The 18,689-nt window shown below is 72.1% G+C and carries 15 protein-coding genes and 2 pseudogenes; 8 read left to right on the top strand and 9 right to left on the bottom strand.

The window, feature by feature from the left end; translation table 11 throughout:
- Nucleotides 1-529 (bottom strand): annotated as a pseudogene (locus IEZ12_RS38335) (ATP-binding protein); the annotation flags it as partial.
- 227 nt (nt 530-756) lie between these two features.
- Nucleotides 757-972: pseudogene (locus IEZ12_RS13615) on the bottom strand (IS5/IS1182 family transposase); the annotation flags it as partial.
- Nucleotides 973-1,321: 349 nt separating this feature from the next.
- Between IEZ12_RS13615 and IEZ12_RS13610 the strand changes: the two are divergent.
- Nucleotides 1,322-1,789, top strand: coding sequence for a hypothetical protein (locus tag IEZ12_RS13610; protein ID WP_189272278.1), 468 nt, complete (start codon nt 1,322-1,324; stop codon nt 1,787-1,789).
- A gap of 259 nt (nt 1,790-2,048) precedes the next feature.
- On the opposite strand, the gene IEZ12_RS13605 is transcribed toward IEZ12_RS13610, so the two are convergent.
- Both IEZ12_RS13605 and IEZ12_RS13600 read right to left on the bottom strand, forming a co-directional pair.
- A complete protein-coding gene (locus IEZ12_RS13605) occupies nt 2,049-3,311 on the bottom strand; it encodes an MFS transporter (protein ID WP_189272277.1) in 1,263 nt (420 codons plus the stop codon).
- Nucleotides 3,312-3,616: 305 nt separating this feature from the next.
- Nucleotides 3,617-4,030: a spore-associated protein A gene (locus IEZ12_RS13600; RefSeq protein ID WP_189272276.1), complete on the bottom strand. Its 414-nt coding sequence runs from the start codon at nt 4,028-4,030 to the stop codon at nt 3,617-3,619.
- A 402-nt stretch (nt 4,031-4,432) separates the two neighbouring features.
- Here IEZ12_RS13600 and IEZ12_RS13595 point away from each other — a divergent pair, with 402 nt between their 5' ends.
- Together IEZ12_RS13595 and IEZ12_RS13590 are read left to right on the top strand one after the other, a co-directional pair.
- On the top strand, nt 4,433-5,680 hold the full coding sequence (locus IEZ12_RS13595; protein WP_189272275.1) for an alpha/beta fold hydrolase: 1,248 nt from the start codon (nt 4,433-4,435) through the stop codon (nt 5,678-5,680).
- Between the two features lie 166 nt (nt 5,681-5,846).
- Nucleotides 5,847-6,710 carry a universal stress protein gene (locus IEZ12_RS13590; RefSeq protein WP_189272274.1) on the top strand — a complete coding sequence of 288 codons (864 nt, stop codon included), beginning with the start codon at nt 5,847-5,849 and terminating at the stop codon, nt 6,708-6,710.
- Between the two features lie 250 nt (nt 6,711-6,960).
- Here the strand turns inward: IEZ12_RS13590 and IEZ12_RS13585 are convergent, their stop codons facing one another.
- Nucleotides 6,961-7,599: a TetR family transcriptional regulator gene (locus IEZ12_RS13585; RefSeq protein ID WP_189272273.1), complete on the bottom strand. Its 639-nt coding sequence runs from the start codon at nt 7,597-7,599 to the stop codon at nt 6,961-6,963.
- A gap of 220 nt (nt 7,600-7,819) precedes the next feature.
- On the opposite strand from IEZ12_RS13585, the gene IEZ12_RS13580 reads away from it, so the two are divergent.
- On the top strand, nt 7,820-8,584 hold the full coding sequence (locus IEZ12_RS13580; RefSeq protein WP_189272272.1) for an SDR family NAD(P)-dependent oxidoreductase: 765 nt from the start codon (nt 7,820-7,822) through the stop codon (nt 8,582-8,584).
- Between the two features lie 192 nt (nt 8,585-8,776).
- Nucleotides 8,777-9,964, top strand: coding sequence for an alpha/beta hydrolase (locus IEZ12_RS13575; RefSeq protein ID WP_189272271.1), 1,188 nt, complete (start codon nt 8,777-8,779; stop codon nt 9,962-9,964).
- A 111-nt stretch (nt 9,965-10,075) separates the two neighbouring features.
- On the opposite strand, the gene IEZ12_RS13570 is transcribed toward IEZ12_RS13575, so the two are convergent.
- Nucleotides 10,076-10,402: a MoaF-related domain-containing protein gene (locus IEZ12_RS13570; RefSeq protein WP_043911147.1), complete on the bottom strand. Its 327-nt coding sequence runs from the start codon at nt 10,400-10,402 to the stop codon at nt 10,076-10,078.
- A 101-nt stretch (nt 10,403-10,503) separates the two neighbouring features.
- Nucleotides 10,504-10,899 carry a guanyl-specific ribonuclease gene (locus tag IEZ12_RS13565; protein WP_189272270.1) on the bottom strand — a complete coding sequence of 132 codons (396 nt, stop codon included), beginning with the start codon at nt 10,897-10,899 and terminating at the stop codon, nt 10,504-10,506.
- Nucleotides 10,900-11,171: 272 nt separating this feature from the next.
- Here IEZ12_RS13565 and IEZ12_RS13560 point away from each other — a divergent pair, with 272 nt between their 5' ends.
- Entirely contained in the window at nt 11,172-12,434 is a 1,263-nt protein-coding gene (locus IEZ12_RS13560; RefSeq protein ID WP_229847503.1) for an esterase/lipase family protein, read from the top strand.
- A 71-nt stretch (nt 12,435-12,505) separates the two neighbouring features.
- A complete protein-coding gene (locus IEZ12_RS13555) occupies nt 12,506-13,030 on the top strand; it encodes a hypothetical protein (RefSeq protein ID WP_189272269.1) in 525 nt (174 codons plus the stop codon).
- Between the two features lie 38 nt (nt 13,031-13,068).
- On the opposite strand, the gene IEZ12_RS13550 is transcribed toward IEZ12_RS13555, so the two are convergent.
- Nucleotides 13,069-15,561 carry a DUF3376 domain-containing protein gene (locus tag IEZ12_RS13550; RefSeq protein WP_189272268.1) on the bottom strand — a complete coding sequence of 831 codons (2,493 nt, stop codon included), beginning with the start codon at nt 15,559-15,561 and terminating at the stop codon, nt 13,069-13,071.
- Nucleotides 15,562-15,681: 120 nt separating this feature from the next.
- The gene (locus tag IEZ12_RS13545) at nt 15,682-16,452 is read right to left on the bottom strand and encodes an IclR family transcriptional regulator (RefSeq protein WP_229847502.1); all 771 of its coding nucleotides are present in this window, start codon (nt 16,450-16,452) and stop codon (nt 15,682-15,684) included.
- Between the two features lie 125 nt (nt 16,453-16,577).
- Between IEZ12_RS13545 and aceB the strand changes: the two genes are divergently transcribed.
- On the top strand, nt 16,578-18,224 hold the full coding sequence (gene aceB, locus IEZ12_RS13540; RefSeq protein WP_189272266.1) for a malate synthase A: 1,647 nt from the start codon (nt 16,578-16,580) through the stop codon (nt 18,222-18,224).
- Nucleotides 18,225-18,689 lie beyond the last annotated feature (465 nt).

Below are 18,689 nucleotides of genomic sequence, written 5' to 3'. Positions count from 1 at the left end.
TACGGGTCCGCCGATTGCGCAGGGTTTGGGCGATGACCTGCGACAGCTCGTCCCGACCTACGATCTCGTCGATGATCGTCCCGGCGGTGGGGACCAGATCCTGCGGTCGCTTCCTCGCCTTGACGACCACGGGCTTCCTGGTCCAGCGGTAGCCGACGAGCAGGAACACGGTCACGCCGAAGGCGGTGAGCAGGAACGGCACGATCGTGCCGAACCAGTTGCTGTTCTGGATGCTGTTGAACCACCCGACCGGGCCGACGACCCCGGTCCAGATCAGCAGGCCGACCCACGCCACCAGACAGATCGCTCCGAGGATGGCAAAGCTCCGCAAGAGCACGGAGGAGAGCCGGGGGCTGAACCAGCTCCTGTTGGGCACGATGCTGCGGCGTGCCTCCCGCTTCGTCCGCACACCGTGCCACCAGTGCCGGAACCACGCCCACAGGGCCAACAATCGCCTCGGATAGAGCGTGTACCAGGGTGCGCCGTGCGGGCGCCGTCTTCCCCTAGGGTGCCGAACGACCTTGCTCACCGGCTCGCTCCTCCGTGAGTCTGGAAGGCATGCCATGCGTGACATCCGGAAAGGGCCCCGTGTTCCATCGAACCATGCATGTGGAGGACGGCAAGCCGGCCCGCGCGTCGAGGCGTCGGCCCGCGCGAAGGGTGCGGCCGACGCCGGGAGCACCGCCGCCCGACGCCCGGTCAGTTCTCGTCGGCGACGCGGACCGGGTCATTTGACCAGCGTGATCACAGGATCACAGGACTTTGCAGTCTGGACCCGCGGCGCGATCGGATGGGCGGGATGGCGTCGGTCAACGGGATCAGGGCTTGGCTGTCATGGACGTTGACACCGGATATCGCGAGCGGCAGGGGTAAACCGGTACGTTCGGTGAGCAGGTGGATCTTCGACCCGTACTTGCCCCGATCGACAGGATTCGGAAAGAACGTGGTCGGCCCCGAGGTCGTGCGGGCGCTGTTGGGGACCCTTCACGGCAAGAGGACCACCAGGGGCGTGCTCGTCACCACTTCCTGGTAGGGGAAGCAGAGTTGGGAGACCGCCCTCCGTAACGACCTGACCCTCATGGACGGCCGCAACCTCAAGGCCCTGCTCCTCGAGCACCTGGGCATCGACGCGCTGATCGGCCTGTCGAAGATCCCGCCCGGCCGGCCGCAGGCGGACCTCACCTGACGAGCCGTCGGATGAAGGCAAGCCGAAGGAGGCGGCCGAGAACCGGGCATTCGACGACGCGCTGGTCAGCCGAGCAGTGCATCACCCTCTATGGACTCCCTCGTGGGCCGTATTGCCCATGGCACGATGTGAAGCATGACTGCATCAGGGCGGGTCAGCGGCAAGGTGTCGGTCGAGAACAGCCAGTTCGGCCTCTGGGAGGACGACCCCTTCGACGAAGGGGGCGGTTCTTGGATGGCTCTGGAGATCGCGGACCCTCCATCCTTTGTCACCGTCGATGAAGGTCGCGTCAAAGTGCGGAGCCTGCACAAGGACCATTACGCCTCAGTCACCCTGGAGTATGGTCAGGACACTCTCGCAACGGCGCACGGCTGGGAAATGATCGGCGCGTACCGCTACGTGACTCGGGGCGCCGCGGTGGAGCTATGGTCACTTTTCTCGGGTCCGGCTGGTGTCGACCTTGAGCTCGGTGACCCGCAGTCGGCTTCGTGGCTGCAGATCTTCCGCAGGAGACCGGAGGGGGCTCTCCCTTTTGAGGAGAGCCCCCTCGGTGCGCCCGAGGACCTTGAAGAATACTGGTTCTACTTCTCGCCCTCTCGGTGACCGACTGCCTTACGGGGTAATCAAGACCTTGAATTTGTCGTTGTGAAGAACTCACTGCGAACCGTAGAAATTTGCAGGGTCGTATCCCGCGTTGCTGTTTTCAGTCGGCCGAGGAGTTGCTGCCGTCGGACCTTGCGCACGTCCTGCACTGGTCCCGCTGGCGCCACCGACGCCAACATCAGGCCCGGACCAGCCACTACAAGCGACGAGGCCACAGCCCAAGAGCTGAAGCCTCGTCACCATAAGCACCGTTGCAGTACTAGCCGGATCCGGTTGCCGGTTGTTCACCGTTGGCGGTGGCCGTCGGTTCACGGCGGAGCTCCGGGGTCGATGCGGCGACTGCGGCCACTGCCGCCAGGCAGAGCAGGCCGCCGCTGATCAGGGTGGTGGCGGCGCCGGCCCAGGTTGCGACGAGGCCGGCGCGCAGGTTGCCGAGTTGTGGTCCGGCCTGGCCGACGACGGTCTCGGCTGCGGTGACCCGGCCGAGCATCGCGTCCGGGGTGCAGGTCTGGACGATTGTGGTCCGGGCGAGCACTGCCAGTGCGTCGGCGCCGCCGGCCACGGTCAGCAGGAGGAGGCCGGGCCAGGCCCGGTGCGTCAGGCCGAACGCGGCCAGCGCGCCGCCCCAGGTCGCCGCGGCGGCCAGCATCACCGGGCCCGGGCGGCCGAATCGGGTGACGGGGCCGGAGAAGGCGGTCGCGATGATGCCGCCCACTGCCAGCGCGGACAGGAACAGGCCGAGGGTGCGCGGGTTCCCGGCGAAGCGTTCGGTGTTGACCAGCGGGAACAGCGCCGCCGGCATGGACAGCACGGTCGCTGCCAGGTCCGTCAGCAGCGCGCCCCGCACCGCCCGATGGCCCGTCAGGAACCGCAGCCCGTCCGCCACTCCGCCCAGGCCCGCCCGGGACGCGCCGCCCACCGGAGGCAGCGGCGGCAGTCCGAACGCGCAGGCGAAGGAGACGCCGAAGCTCGCCGCGTCCAGCAGGTAGCAGACCCCGACGCCCCACCAGCCGAGCACCACGCCCGCCACCGCCGGACCGAGCAGCATCATCGCCTGCCCCGACGCCTGATTGAGCGCCAGACCCGCCGCGACCTGGTCCTTCGGCAGCAGGCGCGGCACGAACACCCCCGCCGCCGGCGCACCCAGCGCGCCGAATGACGCCTGCACGGCGACCAACGCCAGCACCACGGCCACCGGCACCTGCCCGGCGAATCCCTGCACCGCCAGCAGCAGCGAGCACGTCGCCTGCCCCGCGTTGCCCAGCAGATAGATCCGGCGCCGGTCGGCCCGGTCGACCCAGGATCCCGCGAACAGGCCGAACCCGATCATGGGCAGCGCCTGCGCCAGGCCGACAGCGCCGCTCCACGCCGGGCTGCGGGTGCTGTCCCACACCTGGAACATCACGGTGACCACGGTCATGAAACTGCCCAGGGTGGACACCGTCCGCCCGAACAGCAGCCACCGGAACAGGCGGGAGGTCCGCAGCGGCCGGACATCGATCAGGGCTCGGGCGAGACTCACGAGGCACACACGGGGGAGGGCGCGGGCTCAGGCACGCCGAGGACCCTAGCCCATTTCTCCGGGCGGCGGCGACACGCCGGTGGCGCCGGCTTCGAACAGGATTCGGAGCCGCTTCGCGCTTCCGTACGGATATCGCGGAGGAATGTCGGAGGAGTTTCGGAGGAATTTCGGAAAACGCGTGCGGAGAATCAGGAGGATTCGGATTTCGAGCAGGCCGCACGGGCGCAGGTGGGGGCGATGGCCCGGCCGGCCCGTGCGGCCCTTTCGCGCTACGGATTCAATTCAACCCGTGATTGCCTTCGGACTCAGCTGCAGTGGGAGTTGTACTGCACCGCGGTCGACGCGATGGTGCCGTACCAGTCGACGCACTGCCCCGGAGCGTGGATCCTCACCGGACCGGCGTAGGTGGTGTAGTTGCCGCCGTCGTGGATCCAGGTGGAGCTGCCGGAAATCTTGATGCCGGCGTCCATGAAAACGGCAGAACCGGAGCTGTTGCGGACCGTCACGACACAGTTCTGCCCGTTGCCGCTGTTGTAGGTCAGGAACACGGTGCCGCCGCTGACCGACAGCGAGTCGATCACCGAGTACCCCGAGCCGCAGGCGCCGTTGTACGTGGCGGCCTGGGCGGTCGTCGGGGCGGCCAGCAGGCCGGCGCTCGCGGTGGCCAGTACGGCCGCGCCGGCGGCGATCCGCTTGGCGGTCTTCGTTCCACGAATCATGTTGTCGTCCCTCCCTTTGTTCGCCCACCTGGCGAACGAGAATGAGCATGTCATTCGATTTGAATCGACGCAAGGGTGTTCGGGAAATGCGAGGGGAAATTGACCGACTGTTCGATCCCGGATGGTGGGACATGCCGCAAAAAAGGGCGATTTGACCGGTCGTGATGTTCGATCGGATCTGGCGTTTTCGGGCTGGTGGTTCTGATTCGCCCGGGCGGCATGTGGAAATTCGAAGAACGTGTGCTGACAGGTAATTGTGGGTTTCGGGATTCGTGAGCGAATTCCCGGGACTGCTGCGGCGGCAGTCGTGTCGCGGACGGAAGGAGGATCCACCGCGAGGGGGACCGGGTCGAGCTTCGGAGGGGACGCCGGTGGGGCGGGCGGGGCGTGAAGGTGGGCGGCATGAAGAAGCTGCTTGCGAGTGGGTTGCTGGTGGTCGGGGTGCTCGGCGGGGTCGTGGGGGCCGCAGTCGGGACGGTGGTGGCGGGCGCGGTGTGGCCGGCGTTGGAAGTGATGGCGGGCGGCGCGGCGTGCGGGGTGGCCGTCGGGTGCGGGCTGCCGGTATGGGGTGCGCGGCGGTTGGGCGGGTGGCCGCGCTGGTTGCCGGTGGTGATGAGCGCGGTGCTGGCGGCGACGCTGGGGGCCGCCGTGCTGTGGCCGGGGGAGCGGGCGGTGCCCGGACGGGCCGACGCGTACTGGGAGTTGTCCACCGGGTCGCGGCTCGCGTACCACCTGACGGCGGCTCGGGGGACGGTCCGGCCCGAGCCCGTCGTCCGGCTGCACGGCGGCCCGGGCACGCCGGGCGAGGCGGCGGACGGGCTGGACGAGGAGCTGAGCCGGGCGGGCTACCAGGTGTACGCGTACGACCAGTTGGGGTCGGGGGACTCGCCGCGACCGGCCGGCCTCGGCGGGTACACGGTGCAGCGGCAGGTCGACGATCTGGAGGCGATCCGGCAACGGCTCGGCGCGGAGCGGATGGTGCTGATCGGGGCGTCCTGGGGCGGCACCCTCGCCGCCGAGTACCTGGCCGCGCACCCCGACCGTGTCGCGCAGGTGGTGTTCACCTCGCCCGGCGCGCTCTGGACCCCCGAGTACACCGACGAGCAGGCCGGGCAGCTCTGGGACCGGCTCACGCCCGAACAGCGGCGGCGGGTCGACGGTCTCGGCGGCAGCGGGCCGCGCCTCCCGCTCTGGTCGGCGCTGATGGCCCTCGACCCCGCGCAGGCGCACGCCCTGCTGCCCGACGACCGGGCCGACGCGCTGTTCCGGAACCTGCTGGCCATCTCCGGCTCCGCCGCCACCTGCCACCCCGGCGCGGCCGCCGAACTGCCCGTCAAGACGCCCGGGTTCTACGCCAACCAGCTGATCGCCGCCGACCTGCGCCACCGCCCCGACCCCCGGCCCGTGCTGCGCACCGTGCGCGTCCCGGCGCTGGTGCTGCGCGGCGAGTGTGACTACAAGCACTGGGAGATCACCCGCGAGTACCGCGACACCCTGCCCGGAGCCCGGCTGCTGTACGTCCCGGGCGCGGGTCACGCCATCGCCGTCGACCGACCCGCCGCGTACCGCGCCGCCGTGCTCGCCTTCCTCACCGGCGCCCCGCTGCCCGGCGCCCCGTACACCGGCGCGGACGACCCCGCGAAGCGGTGACGGCGGCCGCGAACGCGGAGGGAAACCGCTTTCCGCATCCGGTCGGCCGGGTGCTCCCGCGCGCGTTCGGAAATCGCTTTCCGCACCCCGCGCCGTCCCTGTTTGTCCGGGCGGCGCGGGGCGGCGCATGCTGGAGAAGGACCAACCCGGCTCCGAGGAGAGTGCCATGGAGATCAGGGGACCCAGTGGAGTGGTCGCCGGGGTCGACGGTTCGGTGCCCGGCAACGAGGCTGCCGAGTGGGCGGCCCGCGAGGCCGAGCGGCGCGGGGAGAGCCTGCACCTCGTGCACGCCGTCAACACCGGCACCGTCACCCTCTCGCCCCGCACCGGGACGACCGTCACCGACCTGATTCTGCGTGAGGCGGCAGAACTGCTGGAGAGCGTGCGGTCCGGGCTGGAGGCCGCACACCCCGGGCTGCGGATCACCGGTGACGTCGTCCCGCGCGACGCCGCCGAGGCCGTGCTGACCGCGGCCGAGCACGCCGGCGTCGCGGTGCTCGGCACGCGCGGGCACGGCGGGTTCGCGTCGCTGCTGCTCGGCTCGGTCAGCCTGCGGGTCGCCGCGCACGCCGCCTGCCCGGTGGTGGTGGTCCGCGGCACCGAGCACCCGGACGGACCGGTGCTGGTCGCCGTCCACGACGAACGGGACGCCGCCGCGCTGCGGTTCGGCTGCGAGACGGCGGCCCGGCGCGGCCTCGCGGTGCGGGCGCTGCACACCTGGTCGCCGGTGGTCGCCGACGTGGGCCGGATGGCGCCGATGGTCGACGAACTCGGCGAGGAGAGCCGGCTGCACGAGCAACTGATGCTGCGCACCTGCGACCCGGTGCGCGACGAGTTCCCCGCCGTCGACGTGCAGACCCAGCAACTGACCGGCGGCACCGCCGCGACCGTGGTGGAGGAGTCCCGCACCGCCGCGCTGGTGGTGATGTCCCGGCACCAGCCGGTCCCGCGCTTCGGCCTCCGGCTGGCCACACCGGTGCATGCCGTCCTGCACCACGCGCAGTGCCCGGTGGCCGTCGTCCCGGTGTGAACCCCGTTTCCCCGTCCGGGCGGGCCCGTCGCCACATGACGGGCCCGCCCGGTACGCGCCCGGCTGCTGCCGCCGGCGGGGCGGCGCTGCCGGTTCGTGCAGCAACGATCCGGTGGGCGCGGTGGCGCGGCAAGGGCGGTACGGGCCGTGCCATCCGATCGGCGCAATAGGTCGGTTGGTCGTACGTCGGACGGGCTGATGAGCCGTCAACCAGCCCATCGCGGCGATGAGCTGGGGCGAAGCGGGCGCGTCAGTCCGGCTCGGTGAGCTGTCCGGTGAGCGGTCCGGTCAGGCGGCGGAAGGCGGTCTCGGCGAGCTCGGCGGCGCCGGCCGGGTCGGTGTCGCCCGCGGCCCAGGCCTCGACGGCCACCCGCATGGCGGCGTTGGCGGCGGCGGCCAGCAGGCGGATGTCGAGGCTGTCCGGGGGCAGGTCGGCGAGCCCGGCCAGGACCGGGCGCAGCGCGGTCTCGGCGTCGTGCTGGGTGCGGTGCCAGACGTCGCGCAGGGCCGGGTCGTCGGGCATGGCGCGGAGCAGGCCGCGGGTCCAGGCGAGGGCGGCGGCGGGGCGGCCGGGGGAGGGGTCGAGCGAGCCGCGGGCGGAGTCGAGCAGGGCGGGCAGCAGCGGGGTGCCGGGGGCGGTGGCGGCGAGCAGCTCGATCCACTGGCGGGAGCCGTCGGCCAGCAGCGGGGCGACGGCGTCCTCCTTGGTGCGGAAGTAGCGGTAGAAGGTGCGCAGCGAGACGCCGGCAGCGCGGGCGATGTCCTCGGCGGTGGTGCCGTCGGCGCCGCGTTCGGAGAACAGGCGGGCGGCGGTGAGCGCGATCTCCTGCTGGGTGGCGGCCTTGCGGCGTTCGGTGAGGGAGAGCGCGGGGCGTTCGGGTTCGGCCATGGTGTGGTCCCCCGTGGTGGTGGTCGGGCGGTGGGCGGCCGCCGGGCGGGTGCGAACCGGTGCAGGTCGGATGGGTCGGCGGCGACCGGCGGTCCTCAGCGTAGCCGCCCCGGCGTCACGGGATGCGGGTGTGGCACAACGTGCCAGGTTGGCGTATCGTGCAGGAACGAGAGGTCGGAGTGCACCCCCGCCCGACCCGCCGCACGACAGGGAGACCCCCATGAACCGCTTCGAAGGCCGCCGCGTCCTGATCACCGGCGCCGGCTCCGGCATCGGCCGGGCCACCGTCCACCGGATCCTGGCCGAGGGCGGCACCGTGGTCGGCGCCGACGTGGTCGAGGCCGGGCTCGCCGCAACCCGTGCGCAGGCCGAGGCCGACGGCACCGTCGACCGCCTGATCACCAAGGTCGTCGACATCTCCGACGAGGCGTCCGTCAAGGCCGGCGTCGGCGCCGCGATCGCCGAGCTCGGCGGCCTGGACGCGGTGGTGAACGCGGCGGGCATCCTGCGCTCCGCCCACACCGAGCAGACGACGCTGGAGTTCTGGAACCGGATGCTGGCGGTCAACCTCACCGGCACCTTCCTGGTCACCCGTGAGGCGCTGCCCGCGCTGCTCGCCACCGGCCGCGGCGTGGTGGTCAACTTCTCCTCCACCTCCGCCGCCTTCGCCCACCCCTACATGGCGGCGTACGCGGCGACCAAGGGCGGCATCCAGTCCTTCACGCACGCGATCGCCGCCGAGTACGCCAAGCAGGGCCTGCGCGCGGTCTGCGTCGCCCCCGGCTCGATCGCCTCCGGCATGACGGCCGCCCCGGGCCTGCCCGAGGACGCGGACATGTCCTGGTTCGCCAAGCTCCAGCCCGCGCTCGGCCAGGGCTTCGCCGGGCCCGAGACGGTGGCCGGCGTGATCGCGATGCTGGCCTCGGACGACGGCGCGTTCGTCACCGGCACCGAGATCCGCATCGACGGCGGCACCCACGCCTGACGTCCCGTCAATCGAACCCGCCGTCCCGCTCGTCCGCGACCGGGGCGGCGGCGGGACGGAACTTTCCGGGCGGCCGCCGGCGCGGCCGCCGCAGCGTGCATACTTAGCCGGCACGTTCGGCACGGCCGCGCCGAGCCCGTTCGTCATCGGCTGGTGGATGCGCGGCGAGGGGAAGACACGGGGATCACGGCCATGGGGCTGACCAGCACGACGCTGCTGCTGTTCACGATCGAGATCGCACTCGTGGTGCTGGGCGCCACCGTCTGGTGGTGGCCCGCGTTCGCGAAGCGCCACTGGCGGGCCGTCCTCGGCCGGGTCGGCCTGCTGTTCGGCAGCCAGCTCGCGCTGCTCGCGGTGATCGGCCTGCTGGTGAACAACTACTTCTCGTTCTACAGCAGTTGGAACGACCTGCTGGGCACCGGCAAGGACGGCCCGGTCTCCGTGAAGGCCGCCGCCGCGCCCGTCCCGCCGCTCGGGGCGACAGCCTCCCCGAGCGCCTCCCCCACCGTCGAGCCCGAGCCCGTCAACCTGCCGGTGCTGCCCGCGCAGGAGCTCGGCAAGGAACCCGTCGACACCACCGTCGGACGCGACCCGCAGAAGGTCGGCGAGATCCGCTCCGTGCGCATCCCCGGCGCGCGCACCGGCCTGAGCACCGACGGGTACGTCTACCTGCCCCCGCAGTACTTCCAGTCCGGCAACGAGCAGCGGAAGTTCCCCGCGGTCATCGCGATGACCGGCTTCCCCGGCGACGCCAAGGCGCTGATCACCCGCTTCAACTACCCCGGCGTCGCGCTCGACGAGATGCGGGCCGGCCGGATGCAGCCCACCGTCCTCATCCTGATGCGGCCCTCGCCCGCGATGCCCGCCGACCCCGAGTGCGAGAACGTCCCCGGCGGGCCGCAGGCCGAGACCTACTTCGCCAAGGACGTCCCGCGCTCGATCGCCGCCGCCTACCGGATCTCCACCGCCCCCGGGGCGTGGGCCGTGATGGGCAACTCCACCGGCGGGTACTGCGCCGCGAAGCTCGCCATGCGGCACCCCGAGGTGTTCGCCGGCGGCGTCTCCATCTCCGGCTACCTGAAGGCCGCCGAGGACGTCACCACCGGCGACCTGTTCAAGGGCAGCCAGCAGCGCCGCGACGAGGCCGACCTGCTCTGGCGGCTCCAGCACCTGCCGATGCCCGCCACCGCGATCATGCTCAGCGGCGCCGAGAAGGGCGACGGCGACTTCCGCAAGGACGCCGACGCGTTCACCGCCGCCGCCAAGGCCCCGATGACCACCGGCGTCGCCTCCGTCCCCGAGGGCGGCCACAACTTCACCACCTGGATCAAGCTGCTCCCCGCCGGCTTCCAGTTCCTCTCCGCCCACCTGAAGCCGTGACCCGGCCCGGGGCCGTGATCCCACCCGAGGCGTGACCGGGCGCGGGCCCACGGCCGGACGGGCCGGCGGGCAGATGCGGTAAGCGGGCAGGTGCGGTAGGCGGGCCGGGCGTCAGGCCGGGGTGAGGGTGCCGGTGTGCAGCTCGCCGACCCGGCCGGACTCGCCCTCCCACGTCCAGAAGGCCTTGACGGTGAGGGAGTTGAGGTCCATGACGTGGCTGACGGTGAGGCCGCTGCGCTCCGTCCAGGAGACGAACCAGATGCCCGGGGCGATGGCCGCGGTGTGCAGCGGGACGTCCTCGAACTGGCCGGCGGACTCGCCGAGGCCCTCCCAGCGGAGCCGGGCGCCGTCCGCGGAGTAGGAGTTGCGGAAGGCCGCGCCGTTGTCGACCTGGAAGAGGTAGGTGCGGCCGGCGAAGCCCGGCAGAGCGGCGGTCATGTGTGAGCGGTCCTTCGGGCGGTCGGTGCGGTGGACGGGCGCGACCGGTGGGGTCGCACCCGTCCCAACCTATCGGACCGGGGTCGGACGCGGGGCTCCGATCAGCAGGCGAAGTCGACGCGGCGGAACGTCGCGTAGTGGTCGGCCGTGTAGTAGTCCTCGTGGTGGACCTTGCCGGTGACGATCCGTCGGGTGCCGCGGGTGGGGCTGCCCGGGGTGATGACGGTGTACTCGTGGTAGTACCCGGTCGACTGGGCGGGCAGGACGCCCTCGCGGTTCTGGAAGACCACGCCGTCCTGGGAGTACGGGAAGGGACCGCCGGCGTCGATCAGGCGGATGGTGTCGCGGCCCTGGCTGGGCAGCGCCGTGTAGCAGACGTTCCCGCTGACGGCCGCGTGCGCCTCGGTGGCGACCGCGGCGGTGGGGGCGAGGGTCAGCAGACCGAGGGCGGCGACCGAGACGGCACGGACCTTCAGCGCGCGTGGAGTCATTCGCATGCCGCCAGTGTGATGCGGCGTCAGTCGCCGCCGTAACCCTTGTCGCGAACACTTCACCTGCTGGTCGCGGCCGGAAAACCCGGACGACGCGCGGCGTACGGGACCGGCCTGTGGCGGGCCGACACCGCCGGACCCCGCGCCCTGTGGTTTCGACACATGGGTGGCCGGGCGCACCCCCCCTAGCGTGACCTGACCCACAGTCGGACCGCCGACCGGCCCACCCCCAGGTGGCCGACCGCCGGCGGTCCACCCGTCCGTCGAAGGAGGACCAGGTGCGCCACCCGCTCAGGTCCGTGTTGACCGCCCTGTCGGCCGGTGCGCTGCTCGCGCTCGGCCTCGCCCCCACCCAGGCCGCCGCGGCCCCCGCCGTCCCCTCCTACCTCAGCCAGGAGGCCGTGTTCGGCTCGCCCGGCAACGGCTGGGCGCAGGTCGAGCGCTACCTGGACGGCACGTCCGGGTTCACGCAGGAGCAGTACCCGTCCGACGGGCGCGGTGACCAGGACGGTGCGCGGGTCGGCTACTTCGGCGGGGTCAAGCGGCCGTTCTCCGGCCGGTTCCTGCTGTACAGCGCGCAGGGCTGGAACACCGCCGGCGGAACGCCCGTCCTGCTGGTGCACGGCGCCAACGACAACGCCGACCGGGCCTGGGCGAACCCCGGCGCGACCGGCAACTGCGGCGCGTCCAGCTGCCCGAGCACCGGCATGGCGCAGGCGCTGGCCGCGTCCGGCCACCGGGTGTTCGCGATCGGGTTCGCGCACAAGCAGGGCGACAACCTGATGCAGGCCCAGGCCGTCGGCGACGCCATCGCGGTGATCAAGGCCCGCACCGGCGCGGCCCAGGTGGACGTGGTGGCCTGGAGCAAGGGCGAGGTCGCCGCGCGCTCCTACGTGTCGTCCGTGAAGCCGAGTTGGGGACGCGCCTACGCGGGCGACGTCCGCCGACTGGTGACGCTCGGCGGCCCGAACGGCGGCCTGGACTACACCTACGCCCACGGCTGGGCGTTCTCACTGGCCACCTGGCCGGCCTGCGGCGGCACCGCCAACGCGCCGTCCCCGCACCTGTACATGACCTGCTACGGCGCCTACACCGCGCAGCCCTGCCTGGGCGTGCTGCCCACCGGCGGCTACGACTGCTTCCCCGGCCAGCGCCAACTGCTGGCCCGCTGGGACGGCCCCTACGGCGTGGACAGCAGCATGCAGGACTGGTGGACCACCTACTACGGCGGCCAGGGCTTCTACACCTCCGGCCAGGGCATCCAGGCCGCGATCGACGCCGGCTCGCTGATCAAGCCCCTCCAGCAGGCGGGTGTTCCGGCCACTGTTCCCACCTACCTGCTGGCCGGCGGCTCCGCCGACATCCCCGGCATCCTCAACGAGGGCCGCGGCCCGAGCGACGGCCTGGTCCTCACCGCCAGCGCGCTGGACACCACCGGCATCGCGAAGGTCGGCGGCACCTCCCTGCTCGGCGGCCTCAACCACATGGAACTCGCCTGGGCCCCCGCGGCCGTCTCACAGGTGACGGCCTGGCTGGCCTGACCACCGGGGCGGGTGGCCGTCGTCCACCCGCCCCGTACCCGCTGTCGGGCGTCCGCACTACAGTGCCGCGCATGACGACGTCTCTGCTTGCCATCGTCCGCGACCGCGCCGCCGTCGCCGACTACTTCCGCTGGCCGGGAGAACTCGACCTCACCCGGACCGAGCACGTCGAACCGGTCCACCTGGCGTCCGGCCTCCGGCTGGAGGCGTTCGCCGGGGACGGTGGCGGCGGGACGTACTTCTTCTGCGGGGAGGGCGGCGAGGGGCGCCCGATCCTGTTCGCCGACTCCGAGGGCGGCGCGACCCTCCTCGCCGTCGGCCTGCCCGAGCTGCTGCGCCTGCTGCTGGCCGCGCCCTGGTGGCGCGACTGCCCCACCTGCACCGCGGAGGAGAGCGACCAGGCCGCCGTCGAGTACCTGGAGGACGAGCCCGCCCTGCTCGCCGCCCGCGACACCGTCGCCGCCACCCTCGGACTCACCTACCCGACCGCCGCCGAGGCCCTCGCCCGCCTGCACCTGACCGCCACCGGCATCGGCCGCGAGTTCGACCTGATCTACACACCCGAGGGCACGTCGTACCGGACACTGATCGGCTGACGCCCTCGACGGGACAGCCGGCTCCTGCCGGCCGGAGGTCAGCCGGCTGCGAGGCCGATGGCGATGCCGATGCCGATCAGGATCAGTACGCAGGCGACGAGGCTCACCGTCAGGGCTCTTTTCACCACGCGGGGGATGGCGCGGGGGTCCTTCTTGTCGAGTGTCTGGCGGGCTCTGAGGCGGACGTACCAGGTGACCCAGCGGAGCCAGCGCTTGTCGGCCTTCTGCACGGCCTTCGGGTCGGTGGCGACGAGGGGGCGGGTGACGGCGAGGACCTTGCGCCATTGGGGGCCGGCGGTTGCCGAGGTTGCGGCTGCTTCGGCCTGGTCGGTGTTGCCCAGCAGCGCGGTTGCCGAGCAGATGACGGCTCGCAGGCCGGCCTCGCCCTGTTCGGTCTCCAGGATCCGGCCCAGCAGCTCGGTGTCCCGGGTGGTCCGAAGCTCTTCCAGGTTGTGCTCCAGCTGGTCCTTGGCGGAGGTCGCGGCCGCGCGCTCCTGGGTCTCCGCTTCGAGGATGGCGAGGTGGAGCCGCTCCTCCCAGGCCAGGCGTTCCTCGCGGGACGGGACGAGCAGGAAGAGCAGGTGGTGGGCGGCGTCGAGTCGGCCCCAGATGAAGTCGGAGCGGCGCCATTCGCGGTTGATGAAGGCGCCGAAGTGCTGGAAGCGGATGCCGTAGAGCTTGCGGTCGCCGAGATCGGCGAACCGGTCGACGTTGAACACCGGACTCATGCTGTCCGGCCCGAGCCGCAGGAATTCGAACGCCGGGGTGAGCGGCCCGGCGGCCTTCGACGGGGGCGCGTACATCCTGGTGACCACTTCGACCGCCAGGCAGTCGTGCACGACGTCCCCGGGACTCTTCCAGTGGCCGAGGCCGGCCTGCCGGGTCACCTCGGCGAACCGGCTGCAGGCCTTCGCGACGAGTCCGCCGATCGTGGCCGGGACGTCCAACTCGTCGAAGACCCGGCCGAGGAGCCCGCCCAGCTCCAGGTTCGACAGCTCCAGCCCCGGCCGGTACTGGTCCCGGATCCGGTGCCTGACGGCCTTCGCGACGGCGAGCGCGCGGCGCTGCTGCCGGCTGATGTCCGTCGCGCCGTCGAGCAGTGCGCGCTGTCCGTCGGGATCCGCGCGCAGGTCCTTGGAGTCGAGGTACTGCTGGAGGTAGCCGCCGAGGGTCTCGAAGAGCCGTTCGGCGGTGATGAGTCCCCAGCGCCACTGGGACATGTCGGGGCTGTTGATGTCCTGGCTCGGCCACTGCGGGCTCCAGTTGGGGTTCTCCCCGAGGATCCGACCGAGCTCGTCGGGGTCGGCCTCCGGCACGGCGACGAGTTCGGTCACCGTGCCCACTTCGGCGAGCCGCTGACGGGTCTCCCAGAGCACCGCGCTGGCCCGGCTCAGCCGGTACTCGCCGAGCATCGTCTCGGCCGCGTCCCGCACGTAGTCGCGGAGGTCCTTCTCCTTGCTCATCCGGTCGAACAGACTCAGCTGCGTGCCGCGCACGCTCGTCCCGAGCCGGGTCGACAGCTCCTGCGTCCCGGACCGGAAGTCCGCCTCCCGCGGGTACTGCAGTGCGTTCAGCGCCGAGGTGACGAACGAGACGTCACCGCAGGCCGACTGTCCCGCCGTGTTCACCGTCTCCAGGCCGACCGACGGGGTCACGTAGACGACCACCCGGCGCACCCGCTCGTCCAGTTGACGTTCGGTGATCGCTTCGAGAACCGGGCCGAACGGGGCGTTGTTGAGCACCCCGCCGTCGATCACGCAGCTCGCCGGGGCGTCGGCGGCCGGAGCGGGGAGCTCGCGGAAGTGGACCATCGGCTGCTCGTCGACCGGCGGGAAGGCCACCGGAAAACCGGCGCTCGCCCGCGCCGCCTGAACCAGCGCGTCGTTGTTCACCGAGCAGAAGTCACAACGGCGGTCGAGGTCGAAGCCCATCGTGCCGTCGTCCTGCTTCCGGAAGATCTCCGCGTGCTTGTCGTACTGGAACCGGTACACGCGCCGGTGGTCACGGACGTCGAACCGGCTGCCGAAGCCGTCCTTGAAATTGCGCGCCCGGCCGCCCAGCGAGGTGGCCGTCATGAAGAGGGTGATCGGCTGCTCGGGCGCTTCGCCCTCGGGCATGTCCTCCAGCTGAGCCCTGATCCGCTTCTCGAAGTAGGTGCCGTCGAGCAGGCTCTGCCGGGAGGGCGACTTCAGCAGCTCCGGCAGCGAGGCGGCCCCCTCCCAGACCGTGCGCAGCCGGCCCAGTTCCGCACCACGGCCGATCGCGGTGGCCAGCAGGAGCCCGTTGAGGCCGCCGGCCGAGGTGCCCGAGACGATGTCGATCACCACCCGGGCGTTCGCCCCCGTGGCGTCGGTGATCTGCCGCCAGATCTCGGCCACCTCCCGTTCGGACGGGGAGAGCGATTCATCGGGTTCGTCGGCGGAGGCACGGCGCAGCAGGTCGAGCTCGTGGGTGACACCGCCCATCCAGACCGCGAGGCTGACGCCGCCGTTCATCACCAGGGCCAGCCGGACCTCTTCCTTCACCGCCATGTCTCGCACCGTAGAGCGGCGGCCTCCGGACCGCTCCCGCAGTGCGGGCCGGTTGGTCCAGTGCGCGGCCCCGGGGCGAGCCGGCCGGGGCCGGGCGGGGCCGGTGCGGCGGACGGTCGGTCAGAGCGCCGAGCCGAGGCGGGCTGCGACGGACTGCATGAGGGGGACCAGGGCGGCCGGGCCGGACTGGGCTTCGAGGGCGTGGACGCGGGCCTCGGGGCCGGAGACCGAGAGGGCGGTGGGAGTGGGGGCGCCGGGGACGGCCACGGCGAGGCAGCGGACGCCGATCTCCTGCTCCTGGTCGTCGACGACGTAGCCGGACTCGCGGGCGGCGGCGAGCTGGGCGAGCAGCGCGGCGGGGTCGGTGACGGTGTGCGGGGTGTGGGCCTGGAGCGGGCCGGGGCCGAGCAGGGCGCGGGCCTCGTCCTCGGGGAGCTGGGCGAGCAGCGCCTTGCCGACGCCGGTGCAGTGCGGCTGGGCGCGGCGGCCGACCTCGGTGAACATCCGCATGGAGCGCCGGGACTGGACCTGGCCGACGTACACGACCTCGCAGCCCTCCAGGACGGCGAGGTTGGCGGTCTCGCCGGTGGCTTCCATGAGTTCGGCGAGGAACGGGCGGGCCCAGGAGCCGAGCAGCCGGTTGGCGCTCTCGCCTAGGCGGATCAGGCGCGGGCCGAGGGTGTAGCGGCGGGCGGAGTCCTGCCGGACGTAGCCCTGGGCGAGCAGGGTGCGGACCAGGCGGTGGATGGTCGGCATCGGCAGGCCGGAGGCGGCGGAGAGTTCGCTGAGGGTGGCGATGCCGCCCGCGTCGGCGAGGGCCTCCAGGAGGAGGAAGGCGCGCTCGACGGACTGCACCGAGCCGGTGGTGCGTTCGGTGGGGGTGCTGGCCACGGGACGGTTCCTTACACGGGCGGACTTCGCGCGACCTCTCAACGGAGCGTTGAAATTCTGCATCGCGGAAACTAATCTCACTGTACAGAACGGAACAGCGGAACGGCCCGAGGGGAGTGCCGCCGATGGCTGCAGATCAGGGTGCGACTGTTCCGGGCGCGGTGGTGGCGGGCCCGCCGGTGGAGCGGGCCGACGAGGTGCTCACCCCGCAGGCGCTGGCGTTCGTCGCGGGCCTGCACCGCGCGTTCGACGGCCGGCGGCGGGAGTTGCTGGCTGCCCGGGTGGCGCGCCGCGCCGAGATCGCCCGCACCGGCACGCTCGACTTCCGGCCGGAGACGGCGGCCGTCCGGGCGGCGGAGTGGCGGGTCGCGCCCGCGCCGCCCGCGCTGACGGACCGTCGGGTGGAGATCACCGGCCCCACCGACCGCAGGACGACGGTCAACGCGCTGAACTCCGGCGCCCGGGTGTGGCTGGCCGACTTCGAGGACGCCACCGCCCCCACCTGGGCGAACGTGGTCTCCGGGCAGCTCAACCTGATCGACGCGTTCGAGCGCCGGATCGACTTCACCGACGCCCGCGGCAAGGCGTACGCGCTGAAGCCCGCCGGCGAGCTGGCCACCGTCGTGGTGCGTCCGCGCGGCTGGCACCTGGACGAGCGGCATCTGACGGTGGACGGCGAGCCGGTGGCCGGCGCGTTCGTCGACTTCGGCCTGTACTTCTTCCACAACGCGGCCCGGCTGCTGGCGCGCGGCGCGCAGGACCCCAACTCCGGCCCGTACTTCTACCTCCCGAAGACCGAGAGCCACCTGGAGGCCCGGCTCTGGAACGAGGTCTTCACCCACGCGCAGGCCGCACTCGGCATCCCGCACGGCACGATCCGCGCCACCGTGCTGATCGAGACCGTCACCGCGGCCTTCGAGATGGACGAGATCCTGTACGAACTGCGCGAGCACGCCGCCGGGTTGAACGCCGGACGGTGGGACTACCTGTTCTCGATCGTGAAGAACTTCCGCGACGCGGGCGCGCACTTCGTGCTGCCGGACCGCAACGGCGTCACCATGGCGTCCCCGTTCATGGCCGCCTACACCCGGCTGCTGGTGCGGACCTGCCACCGGCGCGGTGCGCACGCGATCGGCGGGATGGCCGCGTTCATCCCGTCCCGCACCGACCCGGAGGTCAACGCGGCGGCGCTGGCGAAGGTCCGGGCCGACAAGGAGCGGGAGGCCGACGGCGGCTTCGACGGCTCCTGGGTCGCCCACCCCGACCTGGTGCCGGTGGCGCGCGAGTGCTTCGACACGGTGCTGGGCGAGCGGCCGCACCAGCAGGAGAACCCCGGTGCGGCGGAGGACGTGACGGCGGAGCAGCTGCTGAACGTGGCCGGGGCGGAAGGCAGTTGCACGTCCGCGGGGCTGCGCAACGCCGTCCGGGTCGGCGTCCGGTACATCGAGGCGTGGCTGCGCGGGATCGGCGCCGTCGCCATCTTCCACCTGATGGAGGACGCCGCCACTGCCGAGATCTCCCGCTCGCAGATCTGGCAGTGGATCCACAACGAGGTGGTGCTGGCCGACACCGGCGAGCAGGTGACGGCCGAGCAGGTGCGACGGCTGCTGGCGGAGGAACTCGCCGTGCTGCGGGAGGAGGCGGGCGCCGGGCGACGGTGGGACGACGCCGCCGCGCTGTTCGAACAGGTGGCGCTCGGCGAGGAGTTCCCGGAGTTCCTGACGCTGCCGGCCCTCGCGCTGCTCGACCCGGGCGACGGCCGAAAATTCTGATGCGGCCCGTGACGGGGAGCGGATAGGGTCGCTCTCGTTCAGGTGCGCAGGCAGGGGTCGCTTCGCTGGACGGGCAGGTCGGGGTTCGTCCCCGGGCGTCGGCTCCGGCCGGTGCAGTCCAGGTGAAGGAAGAGTTCGTCACCTCCGCCGCTGTCGTCCGCTGGACGTCCAACTTCAGAAAACTGCCACCTCCCGGTGCGCAGGCGCCGGTTACTTCCTCCAAAGAATCCCACCGGCGCCACCTTTGATCTCGGGAGGGCAACCGCGCCGGGGCGTCCGGTGCGCAGGTCGGGGGTTACTTCCGGATCTGGCGGCTCCGGGTTCGAGTCCCGGCCGACCGTGCGTCAGCACGGCCGACAGCTCAAGGGAGAGCACCAGACTTTCTACCTCCGCCGAGGCCGGCCCGTGCGGTCGGCAATTCTCGGACGCCCCGGTTCGGCCTGCCTGCCCGCAGGAGGAGTCGAC

The sequence above is a fragment of the Kitasatospora griseola genome (assembly GCF_014648555.1).
Taxonomy (GTDB): Bacteria; Actinomycetota; Actinomycetes; order Streptomycetales; family Streptomycetaceae; genus Kitasatospora; species Kitasatospora griseola.
The sequence above is the reverse complement of the archived record's forward strand: the minus strand, read 5'-3'. Positions and strand labels throughout refer to the sequence as shown.